Here is an 18,749-nt window from a genome sequence, read left to right as displayed (position 1 = left end):
TCCTACAGAGATCGTGTATCAGTCGATGTACTCGAACAGCTTGACGATTTTCTGCACGCCGGAAACGCCCTGAACCAGATTGGTTGCCTGAGTGGCTTCCTGTTTGGTCAGCAAGCCCAGCAGATAGACGATACCGTTCTCGGTCACGACCTTGATTCGCGAGCCAGGAATGCTGGCATCAGTCAGCATCTGGGTCTTGATCTTGGACGTCAGCCAGGTGTCATTCTGGCGAGCCAGGAAACCGGACGGCGGTATGACCTGCAGTTCGTTGTGAACGGTTTTTACCCGTTGCACGGCGGCTGCCGCTTGCTCAGCTTTGGCTTTCAAGTCTGCGCGAGGCGTTTGACCGGCCAGCAAGACAACACCATTGAAACTGGTCACAACGATGTGCGAGTCGTTGTCCAGAGCCGGGTCGGCCTTGGCCACGTTCACACCGACTTTGGTTTCGATCAACGAGTCATCGATCTTGCTACCGAAGGTGCGCGTGCCACGGTCGTCGTCGATCGGCGCTTCACGGCTGGCGTTCACCACCGAGGTGCAGCCGCTGATGCCGAGGCACAGGGTCAAGGCCAGAAGGCCAAGGCGATTAGGGGTCATTCTTCACTCCCGAACAGTTGGCTGTCGATCAGATCGCAAAGGCAATGGATCGCCAGCAAGTGGACTTCTTGAATACGTGCAGTGACATTGGCCGGTACGCGAATCTCGACGTCCTCGGGCAACAGCAGCGACGCCATGCCGCCGCCATCGCGTCCGGTCATAGCTACGACAATCATTTCGCGATCATGTGCGGCCTGGATCGCTTGAATAATGTTCGCCGAGTTGCCGCTGGTCGAAATCGCCAGCAGGACATCGCCTGGCTGACCGAGCGCACGGATCTGCTTGGAGAACACTTCGTTGTAGCTGTAATCGTTGGCGATCGAGGTGATCGTCGAGGTGTCGGTGGTCAAGGCGATGGCCGGCAGGCTAGGGCGCTCGCGCTCGAAGCGGTTGAGCAGCTCCGAGGAGAAGTGCTGGGCATCGCCGGCCGAGCCGCCATTGCCGCACGAAAGCATTTTGCCTTCGTTGAGCAGGGCGTTGACCATGATCTGGCTGGCTTGCTCGATGTGCGGTGCAAGTACGTCCATCGCCTGTTGCTTGGTGTCGATACTGGCCTGGAAAAGCTGGCGAATTCGGGATTGCATGTCCATCTGTGTGACCTTAAGTAGCGCGGCTGTCCGGCACATGAATGTGCAGCCCGCAAAGCAAAGAGCAAAATTTGTCGGTGGAATTGTCCGGGTCGCAACCCCGACGATCAACTGTCGAAAGCATTCTGCAACCAGTTCAGCTGATCCGGATGGCTGTCGATGGCCACCACGTCGAAGCGGCAGGGGGAATTGGCCCAGCGCGACTCGCGCTGAAGAAAATACTGCGCAGCGAAAATCAGTTTCTGCTGCTTGCGCTCATCGATGCTAGCGAGCGCGCCACCCCATTGAGTGTTTTTTCTGTAGCGAACTTCAACGAATACTACTGTATCGCCATCAAGCATGACCAGATCAAGCTCACCGCGTTTACACAACCAGTTCTGCGCCAGCAGGCGCAGACCTTGTTGTTGCAGATGTTCGAGCGCCTGGCGCTCGGCATCCTTGCCGCTTTGCGAGCGTGACCTGTCGGGCATTAGCGCGGGGTGTCCGGCAGGCGTTGAACCTGGCCGCTGACGAACTGCGCCCAAGGCAACTGACGCACAACGCGTTGGGTCTGGGTCATGCCGAGGCTGCCCGACTCACCGTCGATGCGGCTGTCCGGCAAGGCCTTGAGTTGACCCAGGCGCGGTGCCAGACGATAGGCATCCACGCCCATCGCGTACAGGCGTCCGAGGCTGCCGGAAGCTTGCGGCCACTGCGCAACCACTTGCTGACGCAGTGGGTCGCTGGTGTCCAGCAACCACGGGGTCTCGCAGAAGCGAATGCCGTTCATGTCGTTGTACTGGTTGACGTCGCCACTGGCGCTGTAAACGTGCGAGGTCGCGTAAACCGGAACGTCGCCTGCGTACTGGAAGTTCAGGGTCGGCTTGATCTGCTGCGCCTGTTGCGGTGTGGCGGCGAGGAAGATGAATTCGATGTCCTGACGACGCGAAGGCTGCGCGGCGACGTTGGTGCCGGCGGCATTCTGCAGGCTCTTGGCGCGGGCTTCGCTTTGACGCAGTTGGAACATGTCGGCGATCTGCTGGGCCAGTTGCACTGGCTGATCAACGCGTTCGGTCGCGACGATGCTGCCACCGTTCGCCTGCCAGTCCTGGCTGAACGCACGCAGTACGCGGTCGCCCCATTCGCCTTTCGGCACCATGATCGCGGCGCGGTGCAGGCCATCGGCGCGGGCACGGCGCGAGACTTCGCGGGCTTCGTCTTCAGCAGCCAGACCGAACTGGAACAGCTGCGCCGGACCTTGATCGCCTTCGCTGTAGTTCAGCGCGAGAGTGGTGATCGGCAGTTGCGGACGGGTGCTCAGTTGTTTGACCAGCGGTTTTTCCAGCGGGCCGACGACCAGTTGTACGCCGTCAGCCTGAGCCTTGCGGTAGAACTCGTCCATCGAAGTCAGCTTGGAACTGTCGTAGAACTCGATCGCTGGTGGCTTCTGCCCGGCCTGTTGAGCCTGGTAGTGCGCAGCCATGAAGCCTTCACGCAGTGCCTTGCCAACGGCGGCCAGTTGGCCGTCCTGTGGCAGCAGCAGGGCGATCTTGCTCAGGGGCTGGCTGGCCAGTTCCTTGAGTTTGGTCAACGGCAGCGGCAGGTTGATTGCGGCCGGGTGTTTTGGATTCTGCGCGCGCCAGGTGTCGATCGCGGCTTGCTGCTGTTCCAGGGTGCCGGCGGACTTCACCGCCATGGCCAGGCCCATCCAGCCGCCGAGATCGTCGGTGTTGTTCGGTTGCAGTTGATCGGTTGGTAGCGAACCGATCAGGGTCCAGATCGCCTCGTGGTTCTTGCTCGCGGCTTCGCCTTGCAACATCGGCGCAATGAACACGCGCTCGCGGGCGGCGGCCAGTGTCTGGCCATCGGCTTCAAGGGCGCGGGCGTGGACGGTGCCGGTGCGCACTTGCTGCTCTTCAGGCATCTCGCCCAAGTGTTGCAGGCTTGGATGGCTCAGGGCCGTCAGCGCAGCTTTCGGCTGATTGCGGGTCATGGCCAGTTCGGCATTCAGCGTGCTGGCAAAAATCTGCTGGCCGGGCTTGAGTTGCTCCATCGGCACTTGTTGCAGGATTTGCGCGGACTGTCCGGCATTGCCTTGGCGATAAGCCAGGTCTGCAGCGCTCAGGCGCAACAGGGCAGCTTTTTCCGGGGTTTTCGCCTGGCTAGCCTGTTCGAGCAGTTGCTCGATGCTGGCATCCGGAGTCCGTGGAAGTTCGCCAAGGCTGGAGGAAGGGGAGCTGGCGCAAGCCGCCAACAGGGCAGCGAGGCAGAGGGCAGTGAACAGCCGCAGGCAAGCGATCATGTAAGTGTTCCTGATACTCGATCAAATTAGCGTCGAATTGTACCCAAGCACTGGCCGGGGCGCGATGTTAGTGGCGTGAAACGGACAATTTAGCTGGAGTAAATGTTGCGGCGGCGCACAACTGCGTGCAAAACCATGGTGGGTCGAGGCGCGTCGCAAGCCTCGTGTCGCGCTACAATGGCGGCTTTTACCGATCACGAGGTGTGCGCTTTGACTGCTCCAGGTTCCCTGAATTCCGCTGCTGGCTCGCTTTATGTGGTGGCGACGCCCATCGGCAACCTGGACGACATCAGCGCCCGGGCCCTGAAGATCCTCCGCGAAGTGGCCTTGATCGCTGCCGAAGACACCCGTCATTCGGCGCGCCTGATGCAGCACTTCGGCATTGGCACGCCGTTGGCCGCGTGTCACGAACACAATGAAAGAGATGAAGGTAGCCGCTTTATCACCCGCTTGCTGGCCGGCGATAACGTCGCGCTGATTTCAGATGCCGGTACGCCGCTGATTTCCGATCCGGGTTATCACCTGGTGCGCCAGGCTCGCGCGGCTGGAATCAATGTGGTGCCGGTGCCGGGTGCCTGTGCGCTTATCGCCGCGTTGTCGGCGGCCGGTCTGCCGTCTGACCGGTTCATCTTCGAAGGTTTTCTGCCGGCCAAATCGGTCGGGCGCAAGGCGCGCCTGGAAGCGGTTAAGGAAGAGCCGCGTACGTTGATTTTCTATGAAGCCCCGCACCGCATCCTTGAATGTCTGCAGGATATGGAAGCTGTGTTTGGCGGTGAGCGTCAGGCATTGCTCGCCCGCGAAATCACCAAAACCTTTGAAACGCTCAAGGGGCTGCCGCTGGCCGAGTTGCGCGCGTTCGTCGAATCCGACAGTAATCAGCAGCGCGGCGAATGCGTAGTACTGGTGGCTGGCTGGACCGCGCCGGACTCCGAAGACGCCGTCAGCAGCGAAGCCATGCGTATCCTTGATCTGCTGCTCGAGGAGATGCCGCTCAAGCGAGCCGCCGCGTTGGCCGCGCAAATTACCGGCGAGCGCAAAAACGTGCTGTATCAGGTCGCGCTGGAGAAACAGAAAGGCGTGTAAGCCGTCGCCCATAACGGTCTTGAGGCTTTTAGCGCTTGTTCTTCAGGCGCTCTGCCGTTAACCTGCGCGGCGGAGAGTCGATCGGACAGTCGCTGCCCTCTATGAAAATTAGGGGGGGGAGGAAAGTCCGGGCTCCATAGGGCGAAGTGCCAGGTAATGCCTGGGAGGCGTGAGCCTACGGAAAGTGCCACAGAAAATAACCGCCTAAGCGCTTCGGCGCCGGTAAGGGTGAAAAGGTGCGGTAAGAGCGCACCGCACGTCTGGCAACAGTTCGTGGCTAGGTAAACCCCACTTGGAGCAAGACCAAATAGGGTCCCAAGGCGTGGCCCGCGCTGGGACCGGGTAGGTTGCTAAAGATGTCCAGTGATGGCCATCGTAGACGAATGACTGTTCAAGACAGAACCCGGCTTACAGATCGACTCTCCACCTTTTTCTTTCCCTGCTTGAATCATTGGCAACAGGGCTGTGTAATATCAGCAGGCCTGCTCTGAAAGTTCGGCAGCGGCAAACGCAGTAATAGCCATTTCCCACCTTGCTTCAATCAACAGCAGAAGCGCTTTTGTAATACCGAAAAAATCTTACTCTTAACAAATCACTTTAACTTTCGAGCGCAGCTATCAGTGCTGCATCAAGTTATGGGTCGAAAGTCTGCGCCAGATTGTCGTTACACCTCCTTTTATGCTCCTAAATCTCCGTTCTGTAAGGGTTTTCCTTTAATCCGCGCCTTGACGGTGTGGTGGGCGCATTCCTATAGTGTGCGCAAGTGGCGGAAAGTGGCATGAAGTGGGTTTTTTGAGCTCAAAACGATAAAAATTGGAGAAACGCAACCGTGTTTCGCGGAGCTAACGCTATCAGTCTCGATGCAAAGGGCCGTCTCGCCATGCCGAGCCGGTACCGTGACGAGCTCGATTCGCGTAGTTCCGGCCAATTGATCGTGACCATTGATGCCGTTGATCCGTGTCTGTGTGTCTATCCGCTCGACGAGTGGGAAATTATTGAAACCAAGTTGCGCGCGCTTCCTTCGCTTCGCGAAGAGAACCGTCGCTTGCAACGTTTGCTGATTGGTAATGCCGTCGACCTTGAACTCGATGGCAGTGGTCGTTTTCTGGTTCCACCGCGTCTGCGCGAGTACGCCAAATTGGATAAGCGCGCGATGCTGGTAGGCCAACTGAACAAGTTCCAATTGTGGGACGAGGATGCATGGAACGCGGTATCTGCCGCTGACCTTGCTGCTATTCAACAACCGGGCGCGATGCCTGATGAACTGCGTGATTTGATCCTGTGACTATTGATAGCGGCTTTAACCACATCACCGTACTGCTTGACGAAGCCGTCGAGGCTCTCGCCGTACGTCCTGATGGCTGCTATCTGGACGGCACGTTCGGGCGCGGCGGACACAGTCGGTTGATCCTCAGCCAGCTCGGCACGGACGGGCGGCTCATCGGGTTCGACAAAGATCCACAAGCGATTGCCACCGGGCAAACGCTAGCGGCCGAAGACGGCCGCTTTGTCGTTGTGCAGCGCAGCTTTGCCGAGCTCGGTTCGGTGGTTGCCGAGCAAGGTCTGGCCGGCAAGGTCAGCGGCATCCTGCTCGACCTCGGCGTCTCTTCGCCGCAGCTCGACGACGCTGAGCGCGGTTTCAGTTTCCTCAACGACGGCCCGCTCGACATGCGCATGGACCCGTCCCGTGGCATCAGCGCTGCCGAATTCGTCAACACCGCGCCGGCTGAGGAAATCGCCCGGGTGTTCAAGGAATACGGCGAAGAACGTTTCTCCGGTCGTATGGCCCGCGCGGTCGTCGAGCGTCGCGATATCAAGCCGTTCGAGCGCACCGCCGATCTCGCCGAAGTGTTGAAAGTCGCCAACCCGGCATGGGAAAAGGGCAAAAACCCGGCCACCCGTGCATTCCAGGGTTTGCGCATTCACGTCAACAACGAACTGGGTGATCTGGAAGCCGGCCTTGAAGCCGCGCTGGACGCACTGGAAATTGGCGGCCGTCTGGTGGTGATCAGCTTCCACTCGCTGGAAGACCGCATCGTCAAACTGTTCATGCGCAAGCTGGTGAAAGGCGAAGCCGACAACCTGCCGCGCAACCTGCCGGTGCGCCACGTGGCGTTCGAACCGAAAATCAAAGTCCATGGCAAAGCGCAGACGGCCTCCGACGCCGAACTCAAAGCCAACCCACGTTCCCGTAGTGCCGTCATGCGCGTCGCGGAGAAGTTGCGGTGAGCAAGCTTTTCGCCAAGCCACTGCCCGGCGGCAGCTTTCTGATGCTGCTGCTGTTTATCGGCGTGCTCGTGTCGGCCATTGCCGTGTCGTACAGCGCGCACTGGAACCGGCAGTTGCTCAACACCCTTTATAACGAACTCAGCGTGCGCGACAAGGCGCAGGCCGAGTGGGGGCGCCTGATTCTTGAACAAAGCACCTGGACCGCGCACAGCCGCATCGAAGTGCTGGCCACCGAACAACTGAAAATGCACATTCCAGGCGCGGCTGACGTGAAGATGGTGGCGCCATGATGAAACTCGAAGGCGCACTGTTCCCATGGCGCTTCCGTCTGATGGTAGCGCTGCTCGGCGTGATGGTCGCGGCGATCTGCTGGCGCATCATCGACCTGCAAGTGGTTGACCGTGACTTCCTCAAAGGTCAGGGCGACGCGCGTAGCCTGCGTCACATCCCGATTCCGGCTCACCGTGGTCTTATCACCGACCGTAACGGCGAGCCTTTGGCCGTGAGTACCCCGGTGACCACGCTGTGGGCCAACGCCAAGGAAATGCAGACGGCCAAAGAGAAGTGGCCGGCACTCGCCGCCGCTCTGGGTCAGGATCCGAAAGCCCTGACCGAACGCCTCGAAGCCCAGGCCAACAAAGAATTCATTTATCTGGTGCGCGGGTTGACCCCCGAGCAAGGCCAGGCTGTGCTCGACCTGAAAGTCCCGGGCGTGTACGGCATTGAAGAATTCCGCCGGTTCTACCCGGCCGGTGAAGTCACCGCGCACATGGTCGGTTTTACCGACATCGATGACCACGGTCGTGAAGGTGTCGAGCTGGCTTATGACGAGTGGCTCGCCGGAGTACCGGGCAAACGACAGGTCATCAAGGATCGGCGCGGACGGCTGATCAAGGATGTCCAGGTCACCAAAAACGCCAAGGCCGGCAAGCCCTTGGCGTTGTCCATTGACCTGCGTCTGCAATATCTGGCCAACCGCGAGCTGCGTAACGCGATCATCGAGAACGGCGCCAAGGCTGGCAGCCTGGTGATCATGGACGTCAAGACCGGTGAAATTCTCGCCATGGTCAACCAGCCGACCTACAACCCGAATAACCGCCGCAACCTGCAACCGGCGATGATGCGTAACCGCGCAATGATCGACGTGTTCGAGCCGGGTTCGACCATGAAAGCCATTTCGATGAGTGCTGCGATCGAAACCGGCCGCTGGAAGCCGAGCGACACCGTCGAGGTGTATCCGGGTTCCCTGCAGATCGGCAAGTACACGATCAAGGACGTTTCCAAGACCGAAGGTCCGGTGCTCGACCTGACCGGCATTCTGATCAATTCCAGTAACGTCGGCATGAGTAAGGTCGCCTTCGATATCGGCGGCGAAACGATTTTCCGCCTCGCGCAGAAAGTCGGCCTCGGCCAGGACACCGGCCTCGGTTTCCCGGGCGAGCGTGTCGGCAACCTGCCGAACTACCGCGAGTGGCGCAAGGCTGAAACCGCAACGCTGTCCTACGGCTACGGTATTTCCGTGACCGCAATCCAGCTGGTGCACGCGTTCTCGGCGCTGGCCAACAACGGTCGTCTGGCGCCGCTGACCCTGATCAAAACCGACAAGATGCCGCAGACCACGCAAGTGCTGCCGGAAGCCGTCGCGAAAACCATGCAAGGCATGCTGCAGCAAGTGATCGAAGCGCCGCGCGGGGTGTTCCGTGCACAGGTGCCGGCGTATCACGTGGCGGGCAAATCGGGTACTGCGCGTAAGACCTCGGTGGGTACCAAAGGCTATGCGGAAAACTCTTATCGCTCGCTGTTCGCCGGTTTCGGCCCGATGAGCGATCCGCGTTACGCGATTGTTGTGGTGATCGATGAGCCGTCCAAGGCCGGTTATTTCGGTGGTCTGGTTTCCGCGCCGGTGTTCAGCCGCGTGATGTCCGGCACCCTGCGCCTGATGAACGTGACGCCGGACAACCTGCCGGCGACGCAACAAGCCAACGCCACCCCGGTCATTCCGCTGAAAGCCAATGGAGGGCGCGGCTGATGTCATTAAGTCTGAACAAGATATTCCCCCACGCCGGCCACGATCTGTTGATCCGTGAATTGGCGCTGGACAGCCGCAACGTTCGCGCGGGCGATTTGTTCCTCGCCGTGCCGGGCGGCAAATTCGATGGCCGTGCGCACATTGCCGATGCTCTGCAACGTGGCGCGGCAGCGGTGGCGTATGAAGTGGAAGGCGCGACCGTGCTGCCGATCACTGACGTACCGCTGATTCCGGTCAAAGGCCTGGCAGCGCAGCTGTCGGACATCGCCGGGCGTTTTTACGGTGAGCCAAGCCATCACTTGAACCTGATTGGCGTGACCGGCACCAACGGCAAGACCAGCGTGACCCAATTGGTTGCGCAGGCGCTGGATCTGCTCGGCCAGCATTGCGGCATCGTCGGGACCCTGGGTTCGGGCTTCTATGGCGCACTGCAAAGCGGTCTGCACACCACGCCAAACCCGATCGCCGTGCAAGCGACGTTGGGCGACCTGAAAAAGGCCGGCGCCAAAGCCGTGGCCATGGAAGTCTCGTCTCACGGCCTGGATCAGGGCCGGGTCACGGCGCTGGCGTTCGACGTCGCGGTGATGACCAACCTGTCTCGCGATCACCTGGATTATCACGGCACCATGGAAGCGTACGCCGAGGCCAAGGCCAAGCTGTTCGCCTGGAATGACCTGAAGTGCCGCGTGGTCAATCTCGACGACGATTTCGGTCGGCAACTGGCCGCTGAGAAACGTGAATCGCGCCTGATCACCTACAGCCTGCTCGACAGCAGCGCTTACCTGTTCTGCCGCGAAGCGCAGTTCGACGACCACGGCGTGCGCGCCACGCTGGTCACGCCGCAGGGCGAACATCATCTGCGCAGCACGCTGCTTGGCCGTTTCAACCTGAGCAACGTATTGGCGGCAGTGGGCGCCTTGCTCGGTCTGGATTACGCGCTCGACGAAATTCTCAAAGTGCTGCCGAAACTCGAAGGCCCGGCCGGTCGCATGCAGCGTCTGGGGGGCGGCACGCAGCCGTTGGTGGTGGTCGATTACGCGCACACCCCGGATGCCCTGGAAAAAGTGCTGAGCGCATTGCGCCCGCACGTCAAAGGTCAATTGCTGTGCCTGTTCGGCTGCGGCGGTGACCGTGATCGCGGCAAGCGTCCGTTGATGGCTGAAGTGGTCGAGCGTCTGGCCGATCAGGTGCTGGTCACCGACGACAACCCGCGCACCGAAGACCCGGCAGTGATTTTCGACGACATCCGCGCCGGTTTCACGGCTGTGGATAAAGTCACCTTCGTCGCCGGCCGTGGTCAGGCGATTGCACAACTGATTGCCGGCGCTTCGGCGGATGACGTGATTGTCCTGGCCGGTAAAGGTCACGAGGACTATCAGGAAATCAACGGCGAGCGTCATGCCTTCTCTGATCTGGTCGAGGCCGATCACGCCCTGACCGCTTGGGAGGTGGCCCATGCTTAAGGCCCTGAAGCTCAGCGAACTGACCAACGCGCTCGATGCACGCTTGATCTCTGGTGATGCCAGTTTCGACGGCGTCAGCATCGACAGTCGCGCGATCCAGCCCGGCCAATTGTTTATTGCCCTGACCGGCCCGCGTTTCGACGGTCATGACTACTTGAACGACGTCGCCGCCAAAGGCGCGGTGGCTGCGCTGGTCGAGCGTGAAGTCGCCGACAGCACCTTGCCGCAACTGCTGGTCAAAGACACCCGTCAGGCCCTCGGTCAGTTGGGCGCTCTGAACCGTGCCGCGTTCACTCAGCCAGTCGCAGCGATCACCGGTTCCAGCGGCAAGACCACGGTCAAGGAAATGCTCGCGAGCATTCTGCGCACGCGCGGTCCGGTACTCGCCACCCGCGGAAACCTGAACAACGACCTCGGTGCGCCGCTGACCCTGCTCGAACTGGCCCCGGAGCACACTTCGGCGGTGATCGAACTGGGTGCCTCGCGCCTCGGCGAAATTGCTTACACCGTTGGCCTGACCAAGCCGCACGTGGCAATCCTGAACAACGCCGGCACCGCGCACGTCGGTGAGTTCGGCGGGCCGGAAAAAATCGTCGAAGCCAAGGGTGAAATCATCGACGGGCTGGCGGTGGATGGCGTTGCCGTGCTCAATCTCGATGACAAGGCCTTCGGTATCTGGAAGACCCGCGCGGGTGCTCGCAAAGTGCTGACCTTCGCCCTGAGCAACACTCAGGCGGATTTCTACGCCAGCGACTTGAGCACCGATGCCCGTGGTTGCCCGGCCTTCAATCTGCACACACCTGAAGGTGTCGAACGGGTTCAACTGAACCTGCTCGGCACCCACAACGTTGCCAATGCCATGGCCGCCGCGGCGGCTGCACATGCGTTGGGCGTATCGCTGTTCGGCATCGCTACCGGGCTTGGCGCGGTACAACCGGTCAAGGGTCGCACCGTCGCGCAACTGGCGAAAAACGGTATGCGCGTGATCGATGACACTTACAACGCAAACCCCACCTCGATGTGCGCGGCCGTTGATATACTCGCCGGCTTTTCCGGCCGCACCGTCCTGGTGCTCGGAGATATCGGCGAGTTGGGCGATTGGGCGGAGCAGGGGCACCGCGACGTGGGCGAGTACGCCCGGGGCAAGGTTTCCGCGCTTTATGCCGTTGGGCCAAACATGGTTCACGCCGTAAACGCTTTCGGTGAACAGGCGCATCACTTCGGCAGCCAAGCCGAACTGATTCAGGCCCTCGACGCCGAGCAGGACACAAATACCACCATTTTGATCAAGGGTTCGCGCAGTGCAGCGATGGAAAACATCGTTGCGGCTCTGTGCGGGTCCAGTCTGGAGAAACATTAATGCTGCTGCTGCTAGCGGAGTATCTGCAACAGTTCTACAAAGGCTTCGCGGTCTTTCAGTACCTGACCCTGCGCGGGATTCTCGGTGTACTGACCGCGCTGGTTTTGTCGCTGTGCTATGGCCCGTGGATGATCCGCACCCTGCAGAACCGTCAGATCGGTCAGTCCGTTCGTAACGACGGCCCGCAATCGCACTTGTCCAAGTCGGGAACACCGACCATGGGTGGCGCACTGATTCTGTCTTCGATTGGCGTCAGCACTTTGCTCTGGGCTGACCTGAGTAACCGGTACGTCTGGGTGGTGTTGCTGGTGACTCTGCTGTTCGGCGCCATCGGTTGGGTCGACGATTACCGTAAAGTCATCGAGAAGAACTCCCGTGGCTTGCCAAGCCGCTGGAAGTATTTCTGGCAATCGGTGTTCGGCCTCGGCGCGGCGATCTTCCTTTATATGACGGCTTCCACCCCGGTGGAAACCACGCTGATTTTGCCAATGCTCAAGGATTACAGCATTCCGCTGGGCGCAGGTTTCATCGTGCTGACCTACTTCGTGATTGTCGGTTCGAGCAACGCGGTCAACCTGACTGACGGCCTCGACGGTCTGGCGATCATGCCAACCGTGATGGTCGGCGGCGGTCTGGGGATTTTCTGCTACCTGTCGGGTAACGTGAAATTCGCCGAATACCTGCTGATTCCTTATGTGCCGGGCGCGGGCGAGCTGATCGTGTTCTGCGGCGCGCTGATCGGTGCCGGTCTGGGCTTCCTCTGGTTCAACACCTATCCGGCGCAAGTGTTCATGGGCGACGTCGGTGCGCTGGCACTCGGCGCGGCACTGGGCACCATCGCTGTGATCGTCCGTCAGGAAATCGTCCTGTTCATCATGGGCGGCGTGTTCGTGATGGAAACCCTGTCAGTCGTCATTCAGGTTGCGTCCTTTAAGCTGACCGGTCGCCGTGTGTTCCGCATGGCGCCGATCCACCACCATTTTGAACTCAAGGGCTGGCCCGAGCCGCGCGTGATCGTCCGTTTCTGGATCATCACCGTGATTCTCGTGCTGATCGGCCTTGCCACCCTGAAGCTGAGGTAGAACGAGTGTCTCTGATCGCTTCTGACCACTTCCGCATCGTTGTCGGCCTCGGCAAGAGCGGCATGTCCCTGGTTCGCTTCCTGGCGAACCGGGGCACGTCGTTTGCCGTGGCGGACACGCGGGAAAATCCACCGGAACTGGCCACGCTCAAGCGTGACTATCCGCACGTGGAAGTGCGTTGTGGCGAGCTGGACGTCGAATTCCTGTGCCGTGCCGACGAGCTCTACGTGAGCCCCGGCCTGGCGCTGGCGACCCCGGCCCTGCAAGCCGCCGCCGCCCGTGGCGTGAAACTGTCCGGCGACATCGAGCTGTTCGCGCGTAACGCGAAGGCGCCGATTGTGGCCATCAGCGGTTCCAACGCGAAAAGCACCGTGACCACCCTGGTCGGCGAGATGGCGGCTGCGGCCGGCAAGCGTGTTGCAGTGGGCGGTAACCTCGGCACCCCGGCGCTGGACCTGCTCGGTGATGACGTCGAGCTGTACGTGATGGAACTGTCGAGTTTCCAGCTGGAAACCACCGACCAGCTCAACGCTGAAGTGGCCACCGTGCTGAACATCAGCGAAGACCACATGGATCGCTACAGCGGTCTGCCGGCTTACCACCTGGCCAAGCACCGGATCTTTCGTGGTGCGAAACAGTTCGTGGTCAACCGTCAGGACGCGCTGACCCGTCCGCTGATGGGCGAGGGCCAGCCATGCTGGACCTTCGGCCTGACCAAACCGGATTTCAAGGCGTTCGGTATCCGCGAAGAGGAGGGCGAGAAGTATCTGGCCTTCGAATTCCAGAACCTGATGCCGGTGCGCGAATTGAAGATTCGTGGCGCCCACAACCAGTCCAATGCCCTCGCGGCACTGGCGCTCGGCCATGCGGTCGGCCTGCCGTTTGATGCGATGCTGTCGGCCCTGCGCACGTTCGCCGGTCTCGAGCATCGCTGCCAGTGGGTGCGTGATCTGGACGGCGTCGCTTACTACAACGATTCCAAAGCGACCAACGTTGGCGCCGCACTGGCGGCCATCGAAGGCCTGGGCGCGGACATCGACGGCAAGGTCATTCTGATCGCCGGTGGTGATGGCAAGGGTGCTGAATTCAACGATCTGCGTGATCCGGTGGCGGCCAACTGCCGCGCCGTGATCCTGATGGGCCGCGACTCCGACAAGATCGGGGCGGCCATCGGCGATGCCGTGCCGCTGATTCGCGCGACCTCGCTGGTCGACGCCGTTGCGCAATGCCGCGCCGCCGCCCAACCGGGTGACGTGGTGCTACTGTCGCCGGCCTGCGCCAGTTTCGACATGTTCAAGAATTACGAAGACCGTGGTCACCAGTTCGTCCGCGCCGTGGAGGAACTGGCATGAGCCTGCTCAACATCATTAAACCGTATCCATCGCCGATCATCACCGGGCGCGGCATCGACCTCGACTTCCCGATGCTTGCCGGTTGCCTGGCGCTGCTCGGTCTCGGTTTGATCATGATCGCTTCGGCGTCCACCGAAGTGGCGGCGGCGCAGTCGGGCAGCCCGCTTTATTACATGATCCGTCACCTTATTTATGTGGTGCTCGGTCTGGGTGCGTGCATCGTCACCATGATGATTCCGATCGCCACCTGGCAACGTCTCGGCTGGTTGATGCTGATTGGTGCGTTCGGCTTGCTGGTGATGGTGATCATCCCGGGCATCGGTCGCGAAGTGAACGGTTCGATGCGCTGGATCGGTTTCAGCTTCTTCAACGTGCAGCCGTCGGAAATCGCCAAGGTGTTTGTGGTGATCTACCTCGCCGGTTATCTGGTGCGTCGTCAGAAAGAAGTGCGCGAGAGCTGGATGGGCTTCTTCAAGCCCTTCATCGTGCTGCTGCCGATGGCCGGCCTGTTGCTGATGGAACCGGACTTCGGTGCCACCGTGGTCATGATGGGCGCTGCGGCGGCCATGCTATTCCTCGGCGGGGTCGGACTGTTCCGCTTCTCGCTGATGGTGGTGCTGGCGGTCGGGGCCGTGGTCTTGCTGATTCAAATGCAGCCGTATCGCATGGCGCGTCTGACCAACTTCGCCGACCCGTGGGCTGACCAGTTCGGCGCCGGCTATCAATTGTCGCAAGCCTTGATCGCGTTCGGTCGCGGTGAGTGGCTGGGCGTGGGCCTGGGCAACAGCGTGCAGAAGCAGTTCTACCTGCCGGAAGCGCACACCGACTTCGTGTTCTCGGTATTGGCCGAAGAGCTGGGCGCCGTGGGTTCGCTGTGCACCGTCGCACTGTTCGTGTTCGTGTGTATTCGCGGCATGTACATCGGCCTGTGGGCGGAAAAAGCCAAACAGTTCTTCGCCGCCTATGTGGCCTACGGTCTGTCGTTCCTGTGGATTGGTCAGTTCCTGATCAACATCGGGGTGAACGTCGGCCTGCTGCCCACCAAAGGTCTGACCTTGCCGTTCCTCAGTTACGGCGGCAGCTCGTTGGTGATCTGCTGTGCCTGTCTCGGCTTGTTGCTGCGGATCGAGTGGGAGAGTCGAACCCACCTGGGCAGTGAAGAGATGGAATTCCATGAGAGCGACTTCGCCGAGGAGCCGAATCATGGGCGCTAACGTATTGATCATGGCCGGCGGAACCGGCGGCCACGTATTCCCGGCGCTGGCCTGTGCCCGCGAGTTTCAGGCACGCGGCTACACGGTGCACTGGCTCGGTACGCCACGCGGGATCGAAAACGAACTGGTGCCGGCGGCCGGTCTGGAACTGCACCGGATCAACGCCACCGGCCTGCGCGGCAAGGGCAAGCTGTCGCTGCTCAAGGCGCCGTTCATGCTGTTGAAATCGGTGTGGCAGGCGCGGGCAATCATTCGTCGCTTGAAACCGGTGTGTGTGGTCGGCTTCGGTGGTTATGTGACTGGCCCCGGCGGCCTCGCTGCAAAACTGGCCGGTGTGCCGGTGATCGTTCACGAGCAGAACGCTGTGGCCGGCACCGCCAATCGGTTGCTGGTGCCGTTCGCCGCCCGGGTGTGTGAAGCGTTCCCCGACACCTTTACCCTGTCGGACACCCGCCGTACCACCGGAAACCCGGTGCGCAGCGAGCTGTTCCTCGAAACATCGCGACCTGCCCTGGCCGGTCGCAAAGCGCGTTTGCTGATCCTCGGCGGAAGCCTGGGCGCAGAACCGTTGAACAAATTGCTGCCTGAAGCCCTGGCCCAAGTCGCTGCCGATTTGCGCCCGGAAGTGTTTCATCAGGCTGGCAAAAACCACGATGAAGTGACTGCAGAGCGCTACCGCGCCGCCGGCGTGGAAGCGCAGGTGCAGCCGTTCATCAAAGACATGGCTCAAGCCTATGGCTGGGCTGACCTGGTGGTGTGCCGCGCAGGCGCGTTGACCATCAGTGAGCTGGCTGCCGCCGGTCTGCCCTCGATGCTGGTGCCTTTGCCCCACGCGATCGACGATCACCAGACCCGCAATGCCGATTATTTGGCCCGCGAAGGCGCTGCCTTCCTGATGCCGCAAAGAACGACTGGCGCCGCGGACCTTGCCGCGCGCCTGACAGAGGTCTTGATGCAACCGCAACGACTCGAAGAAATGGCCCAAGCGGCCCGCCGTCTGGCGAAACCCGATGCCACCCGTAGCGTGGTCGATACCTGTCTGGAGGTGGCCCATGGTTGAGAATCAGAAAGCCATGCCGCAACCGGAGATGCGCCGCATCCGTCGCATCCACTTCGTCGGCATCGGCGGTGTGGGCATGTGCGGCATCGCCGAAGTGTTGTTGAACCTGGGCTATGAAGTGTCCGGTTCCGACCTGAAAGCGTCGCCGGTGACCGAGCGTCTGGAATCGTTCGGCGCGCACATCTTCATCGGCCACCGTGCCGAGAACGCCGCTGCCGCCGACGTGCTGGTGGTGTCGAGCGCGGTAAATACCTCGAACCCGGAAGTGGCGAACGCGCTTGAGCGTCGCATCCCGGTGGTGCCGCGCGCGGAAATGCTCGCTGAGCTGATGCGCTACCGCCACGGCATCGCTGTCGCCGGTACCCACGGCAAAACCACGACGACCAGCCTGATCGCTTCGGTGTTCGCGGCCGGTGGGCTCGATCCGACGTTCGTCATCGGTGGCCGTCTGAATGCCGCGGGCACCAATGCCCAGCTCGGCACCAGCCGCTACCTGATCGCCGAAGCCGACGAAAGCGATGCGAGTTTCCTGCATCTGCAACCGTTGGTGGCCGTGGTCACCAACATCGACGCCGACCACATGGCGACCTACGACGGTGACTTCAACAAACTGAAGAAAACCTTCGTCGAGTTCCTGCACAACCTGCCGTTCTACGGTTTGGCGGTGATGTGCCTGGACGACCCGGTCGTGCGTGAAATTCTGCCGCTGGTGAAACGTCCGACCGTGACTTACGGCTTCAGCGAAGACGCTGACGTCCGCGCGATCAATATTCGCCAGCAAGGCATGCAGACGTTCTTCACCGTGCTGCGCCCGGATCGTGAGCCACTGGACGTGTCCGTGAACATGCCCGGCAACCACAACGTGCTCAACTCGCTGGCGACCATTTGCATCGCCACCGACGAAGGCGTCAGCGATGAAGCCATCGTCCAGGGCCTGTCGGGTTTCCAGGGCGTTGGTCGGCGCTTCCAGGTCTACGGCGAACTGCCGGTGGACGGCGGCAACGTGATGCTGGTCGACGACTACGGTCACCACCCGACCGAAGTCGCCGCGGTGATCAAAGCCGTACGCGGTGGCTGGCCGGAGCGCCGTCTGGTGATGGTTTACCAGCCGCACCGTTACAGCCGCACCCGCGACCTGTACGACGACTTCGTCAATGTACTGGCCGACGCCAACGTGCTGCTGCTGATGGAAGTCTATCCGGCCGGCGAAGAGCCGATCCCGGGCGCCGACAGCCGCAAACTGTGCAACAGCATCCGCCAGCGCGGTCAGCTCGACCCGATCTACATCGAGCGTGGCGTCGACCTGGCGCCGCTGGTCAAGCCGCTGTTGCGTGCCGGCGACATCCTGCTGTGCCAGGGCGCCGGTGATATCGGCGGTCTCGCGCCGAAGCTGTTGAAAAGTGAATTGTTCGCTGGCGCCGTGGCGGCGTCGGTCGAGGGGAAGTTGAAATGACTGCTGCCTACGCCAAGTTGTTTTCCACTATTGCGCCGAAAGACTTCGGCCGCGTCGCCGTGCTCTTCGGTGGCCTGAGTGCCGAGCGTGAGGTGTCGCTGAAATCCGGTAACGCCGTGCTCGACGCGCTGCAAAGTGCTGGCGTGGACGCGTTCGGCATCGACGTTGGCGACGACATTCTGCAACGTCTGCTCAGCGAAAAGATCGACCGCGCCTTCATCATTCTTCACGGCCGTGGCGGTGAAGACGGCTCCATGCAGGGCCTGCTCGAAGTGGCGGGCATTCCGTACACCGGCAGTGGCATTCTGGCCTCGGCGCTGGCGATGGACAAACTGCGCACCAAGCAGGTCTGGCACAGCCTCGGGATTCCGACGCCGCGTCACGCCGTGCTGTGCAGCGAAGCCGATTGTATTTCGGCGGCGACGGAACTGGGCTTCCCTTTGATCGTCAAACCGGCGCATGAAGGTTCAAGTATCGGGATGGCCAAAGTGAGTTCTGCGTCCGAGTTGATCGACGCATGGAAAGCGGCCAGTACCTACGATTCGCAAGTTTTGGTTGAACAATGGATTCAAGGTCCGGAGTTCACCATCGCCACCCTGCGTGACCAGGTGTTGCCTCCAATCGCCCTGGGTACACCGCACACGTTCTACGACTACGACGCCAAGTACATCGCCAACGATACCCAGTACCGCATTCCGTGCGGGCTGGATGCCGCCAAGGAACAGGAACTCATGGATCTCACGGCCAAGGCCTGTGAGGCGCTGGGTATTGCCGGTTGGGGCAGGGCGGACGTGATGCAGGACGCCGACGGGCAGTTCTGGTTCCTGGAAGTGAACACGGCTCCGGGCATGACCGATCACAGTCTGGTACCGATGGCGGCCCGTGCGGCCGGCCTGGATTTCCAGCAACTGGTTCTGGCCATTCTGGCCGCCAGTGTTGAAGACGCTCGAGGTTAAGAC

General features: G+C 61.0%; 17 protein-coding genes and 1 other RNA gene. 14 read left to right on the top strand and 4 right to left on the bottom strand.

Annotation, left to right across the window (positions count from 1 at the left end; genetic code table 11):
• Positions 1-18 precede the first annotated feature (18 nt).
• From BK670_RS07330 to BK670_RS07315, 4 genes are all read right to left on the bottom strand, one after another.
• On the bottom strand, positions 19-597 hold the full coding sequence (locus BK670_RS07330; RefSeq protein ID WP_007917023.1) for a BON domain-containing protein: 579 nt from the start codon (positions 595-597) through the stop codon (positions 19-21).
• The gene (locus BK670_RS07325) at positions 594-1,187 is read right to left on the bottom strand and encodes a phosphoheptose isomerase (protein ID WP_007917022.1); all 594 of its coding nucleotides are present in this window, start codon (positions 1,185-1,187) and stop codon (positions 594-596) included. The genes BK670_RS07330 and BK670_RS07325 overlap by 4 nt, the downstream gene beginning before the upstream one ends.
• A 104-nt stretch (positions 1,188-1,291) precedes the next feature.
• The gene (locus tag BK670_RS07320) at positions 1,292-1,654 is read right to left on the bottom strand and encodes a YraN family protein (RefSeq protein ID WP_123449237.1); all 363 of its coding nucleotides are present in this window, start codon (positions 1,652-1,654) and stop codon (positions 1,292-1,294) included.
• Positions 1,654-3,465: a penicillin-binding protein activator gene (locus BK670_RS07315; protein ID WP_123449236.1), complete on the bottom strand. Its 1,812-nt coding sequence runs from the start codon at positions 3,463-3,465 to the stop codon at positions 1,654-1,656. The genes BK670_RS07320 and BK670_RS07315 overlap by 1 nt, the downstream gene beginning before the upstream one ends.
• Before the next feature lie 177 nt (positions 3,466-3,642).
• Here BK670_RS07315 and rsmI point away from each other — a divergent pair, with 177 nt between their 5' ends.
• The 14 genes from rsmI to BK670_RS07245 all read left to right on the top strand — a co-directional run bounded on the left by rsmI (position 3,643) and on the right by BK670_RS07245 (position 18,746).
• Positions 3,643-4,548: a 16S rRNA (cytidine(1402)-2'-O)-methyltransferase gene (gene rsmI, locus BK670_RS07310; protein ID WP_123449235.1), complete on the top strand. Its 906-nt coding sequence runs from the start codon at positions 3,643-3,645 to the stop codon at positions 4,546-4,548.
• A 73-nt stretch (positions 4,549-4,621) separates the two neighbouring features.
• An RNA gene (gene rnpB, locus BK670_RS07305) (RNase P RNA component class A) lies at positions 4,622-4,975 on the top strand.
• A gap of 402 nt (positions 4,976-5,377) precedes the next feature.
• On the top strand, positions 5,378-5,833 hold the full coding sequence (gene mraZ, locus BK670_RS07300) for a division/cell wall cluster transcriptional repressor MraZ (protein ID WP_007917012.1): 456 nt from the start codon (positions 5,378-5,380) through the stop codon (positions 5,831-5,833).
• Complete coding sequence (rsmH, locus tag BK670_RS07295; protein WP_404942471.1) at positions 5,830-6,777, top strand: 16S rRNA (cytosine(1402)-N(4))-methyltransferase RsmH; 948 nt, start codon at positions 5,830-5,832, stop codon at positions 6,775-6,777. The genes mraZ and rsmH overlap by 4 nt, the downstream gene beginning before the upstream one ends.
• Positions 6,774-7,067, top strand: a complete 294-nt coding sequence (gene ftsL / locus BK670_RS07290) for a cell division protein FtsL (RefSeq protein WP_007917008.1) — start codon at positions 6,774-6,776, stop codon at positions 7,065-7,067. The genes rsmH and ftsL overlap by 4 nt, the downstream gene beginning before the upstream one ends.
• Entirely contained in the window at positions 7,067-8,806 is a 1,740-nt protein-coding gene (locus tag BK670_RS07285; RefSeq protein ID WP_185036745.1) for a peptidoglycan D,D-transpeptidase FtsI family protein, read from the top strand. Before ftsL ends, BK670_RS07285 begins: the two co-directional genes overlap by 1 nt.
• Positions 8,806-10,269 (top strand): UDP-N-acetylmuramoyl-L-alanyl-D-glutamate--2,6-diaminopimelate ligase, encoded by a 1,464-nt coding sequence (locus tag BK670_RS07280; protein WP_123449233.1) that lies wholly within the window; start codon positions 8,806-8,808, stop codon positions 10,267-10,269. Before BK670_RS07285 ends, BK670_RS07280 begins: the two co-directional genes overlap by 1 nt.
• Positions 10,262-11,629 (top strand): UDP-N-acetylmuramoyl-tripeptide--D-alanyl-D-alanine ligase, encoded by a 1,368-nt coding sequence (locus BK670_RS07275; RefSeq protein WP_123449232.1) that lies wholly within the window; start codon positions 10,262-10,264, stop codon positions 11,627-11,629. The genes BK670_RS07280 and BK670_RS07275 overlap by 8 nt, the downstream gene beginning before the upstream one ends.
• Positions 11,629-12,711 carry a phospho-N-acetylmuramoyl-pentapeptide-transferase gene (gene mraY, locus BK670_RS07270; protein ID WP_007956769.1) on the top strand — a complete coding sequence of 361 codons (1,083 nt, stop codon included), beginning with the start codon at positions 11,629-11,631 and terminating at the stop codon, positions 12,709-12,711. The genes BK670_RS07275 and mraY overlap by 1 nt, the downstream gene beginning before the upstream one ends.
• 5 nt (positions 12,712-12,716) lie before the next feature.
• Positions 12,717-14,063 carry a UDP-N-acetylmuramoyl-L-alanine--D-glutamate ligase gene (gene murD, locus BK670_RS07265; RefSeq protein WP_123449231.1) on the top strand — a complete coding sequence of 449 codons (1,347 nt, stop codon included), beginning with the start codon at positions 12,717-12,719 and terminating at the stop codon, positions 14,061-14,063.
• Entirely contained in the window at positions 14,060-15,277 is a 1,218-nt protein-coding gene (gene ftsW / locus BK670_RS07260) for a putative lipid II flippase FtsW (RefSeq protein ID WP_123449230.1), read from the top strand. The genes murD and ftsW overlap by 4 nt, the downstream gene beginning before the upstream one ends.
• Positions 15,267-16,337: an undecaprenyldiphospho-muramoylpentapeptide beta-N-acetylglucosaminyltransferase gene (gene murG, locus BK670_RS07255; protein WP_123449229.1), complete on the top strand. Its 1,071-nt coding sequence runs from the start codon at positions 15,267-15,269 to the stop codon at positions 16,335-16,337. Before ftsW ends, murG begins: the two co-directional genes overlap by 11 nt.
• Positions 16,330-17,790: a UDP-N-acetylmuramate--L-alanine ligase gene (gene murC / locus BK670_RS07250; RefSeq protein WP_016987574.1), complete on the top strand. Its 1,461-nt coding sequence runs from the start codon at positions 16,330-16,332 to the stop codon at positions 17,788-17,790. The genes murG and murC overlap by 8 nt, the downstream gene beginning before the upstream one ends.
• Positions 17,787-18,746: a D-alanine--D-alanine ligase gene (locus BK670_RS07245; protein ID WP_034156471.1), complete on the top strand. Its 960-nt coding sequence runs from the start codon at positions 17,787-17,789 to the stop codon at positions 18,744-18,746. Before murC ends, BK670_RS07245 begins: the two co-directional genes overlap by 4 nt.
• Positions 18,747-18,749 lie beyond the last annotated feature (3 nt).

The organism is Pseudomonas fluorescens (assembly GCF_003732425.1).
GTDB classification, from domain to species: domain Bacteria; phylum Pseudomonadota; class Gammaproteobacteria; order Pseudomonadales; family Pseudomonadaceae; genus Aquipseudomonas; species Aquipseudomonas fluorescens_BE.
This window is presented reverse-complemented; position numbering and strand designations above follow the sequence as displayed.

Coding starts and splice junctions, on each gene's coding strand:
- BK670_RS07330 (WP_007917023.1), bottom strand. CDS start 597: ATGACCCCTAATCGCCTTGGCCTTCTGGCCTTGACCCTGTGCCTCGGC.
- BK670_RS07325 (WP_007917022.1), bottom strand. CDS start 1,187: ATGGACATGCAATCCCGAATTCGCCAGCTTTTCCAGGCCAGTATCGAC.
- BK670_RS07320 (WP_123449237.1), bottom strand. CDS start 1,654: ATGCCCGACAGGTCACGCTCGCAAAGCGGCAAGGATGCCGAGCGCCAG.
- BK670_RS07315 (WP_123449236.1), bottom strand. CDS start 3,465: ATGATCGCTTGCCTGCGGCTGTTCACTGCCCTCTGCCTCGCTGCCCTG.
- rsmI (WP_123449235.1), top strand. CDS start 3,643: ATGGCGGCTTTTACCGATCACGAGGTGTGCGCTTTGACTGCTCCAGGT.
- BK670_RS07285 (WP_185036745.1), top strand. CDS start 7,067: ATGAAACTCGAAGGCGCACTGTTCCCATGGCGCTTCCGTCTGATGGTA.
- BK670_RS07280 (WP_123449233.1), top strand. CDS start 8,806: ATGTCATTAAGTCTGAACAAGATATTCCCCCACGCCGGCCACGATCTG.
- BK670_RS07275 (WP_123449232.1), top strand. CDS start 10,262: ATGCTTAAGGCCCTGAAGCTCAGCGAACTGACCAACGCGCTCGATGCA.
- mraY (WP_007956769.1), top strand. CDS start 11,629: ATGCTGCTGCTGCTAGCGGAGTATCTGCAACAGTTCTACAAAGGCTTC.
- ftsW (WP_123449230.1), top strand. CDS start 14,060: ATGAGCCTGCTCAACATCATTAAACCGTATCCATCGCCGATCATCACC.
- murG (WP_123449229.1), top strand. CDS start 15,267: ATGGGCGCTAACGTATTGATCATGGCCGGCGGAACCGGCGGCCACGTA.
- murC (WP_016987574.1), top strand. CDS start 16,330: ATGGTTGAGAATCAGAAAGCCATGCCGCAACCGGAGATGCGCCGCATC.
- BK670_RS07245 (WP_034156471.1), top strand. CDS start 17,787: ATGACTGCTGCCTACGCCAAGTTGTTTTCCACTATTGCGCCGAAAGAC.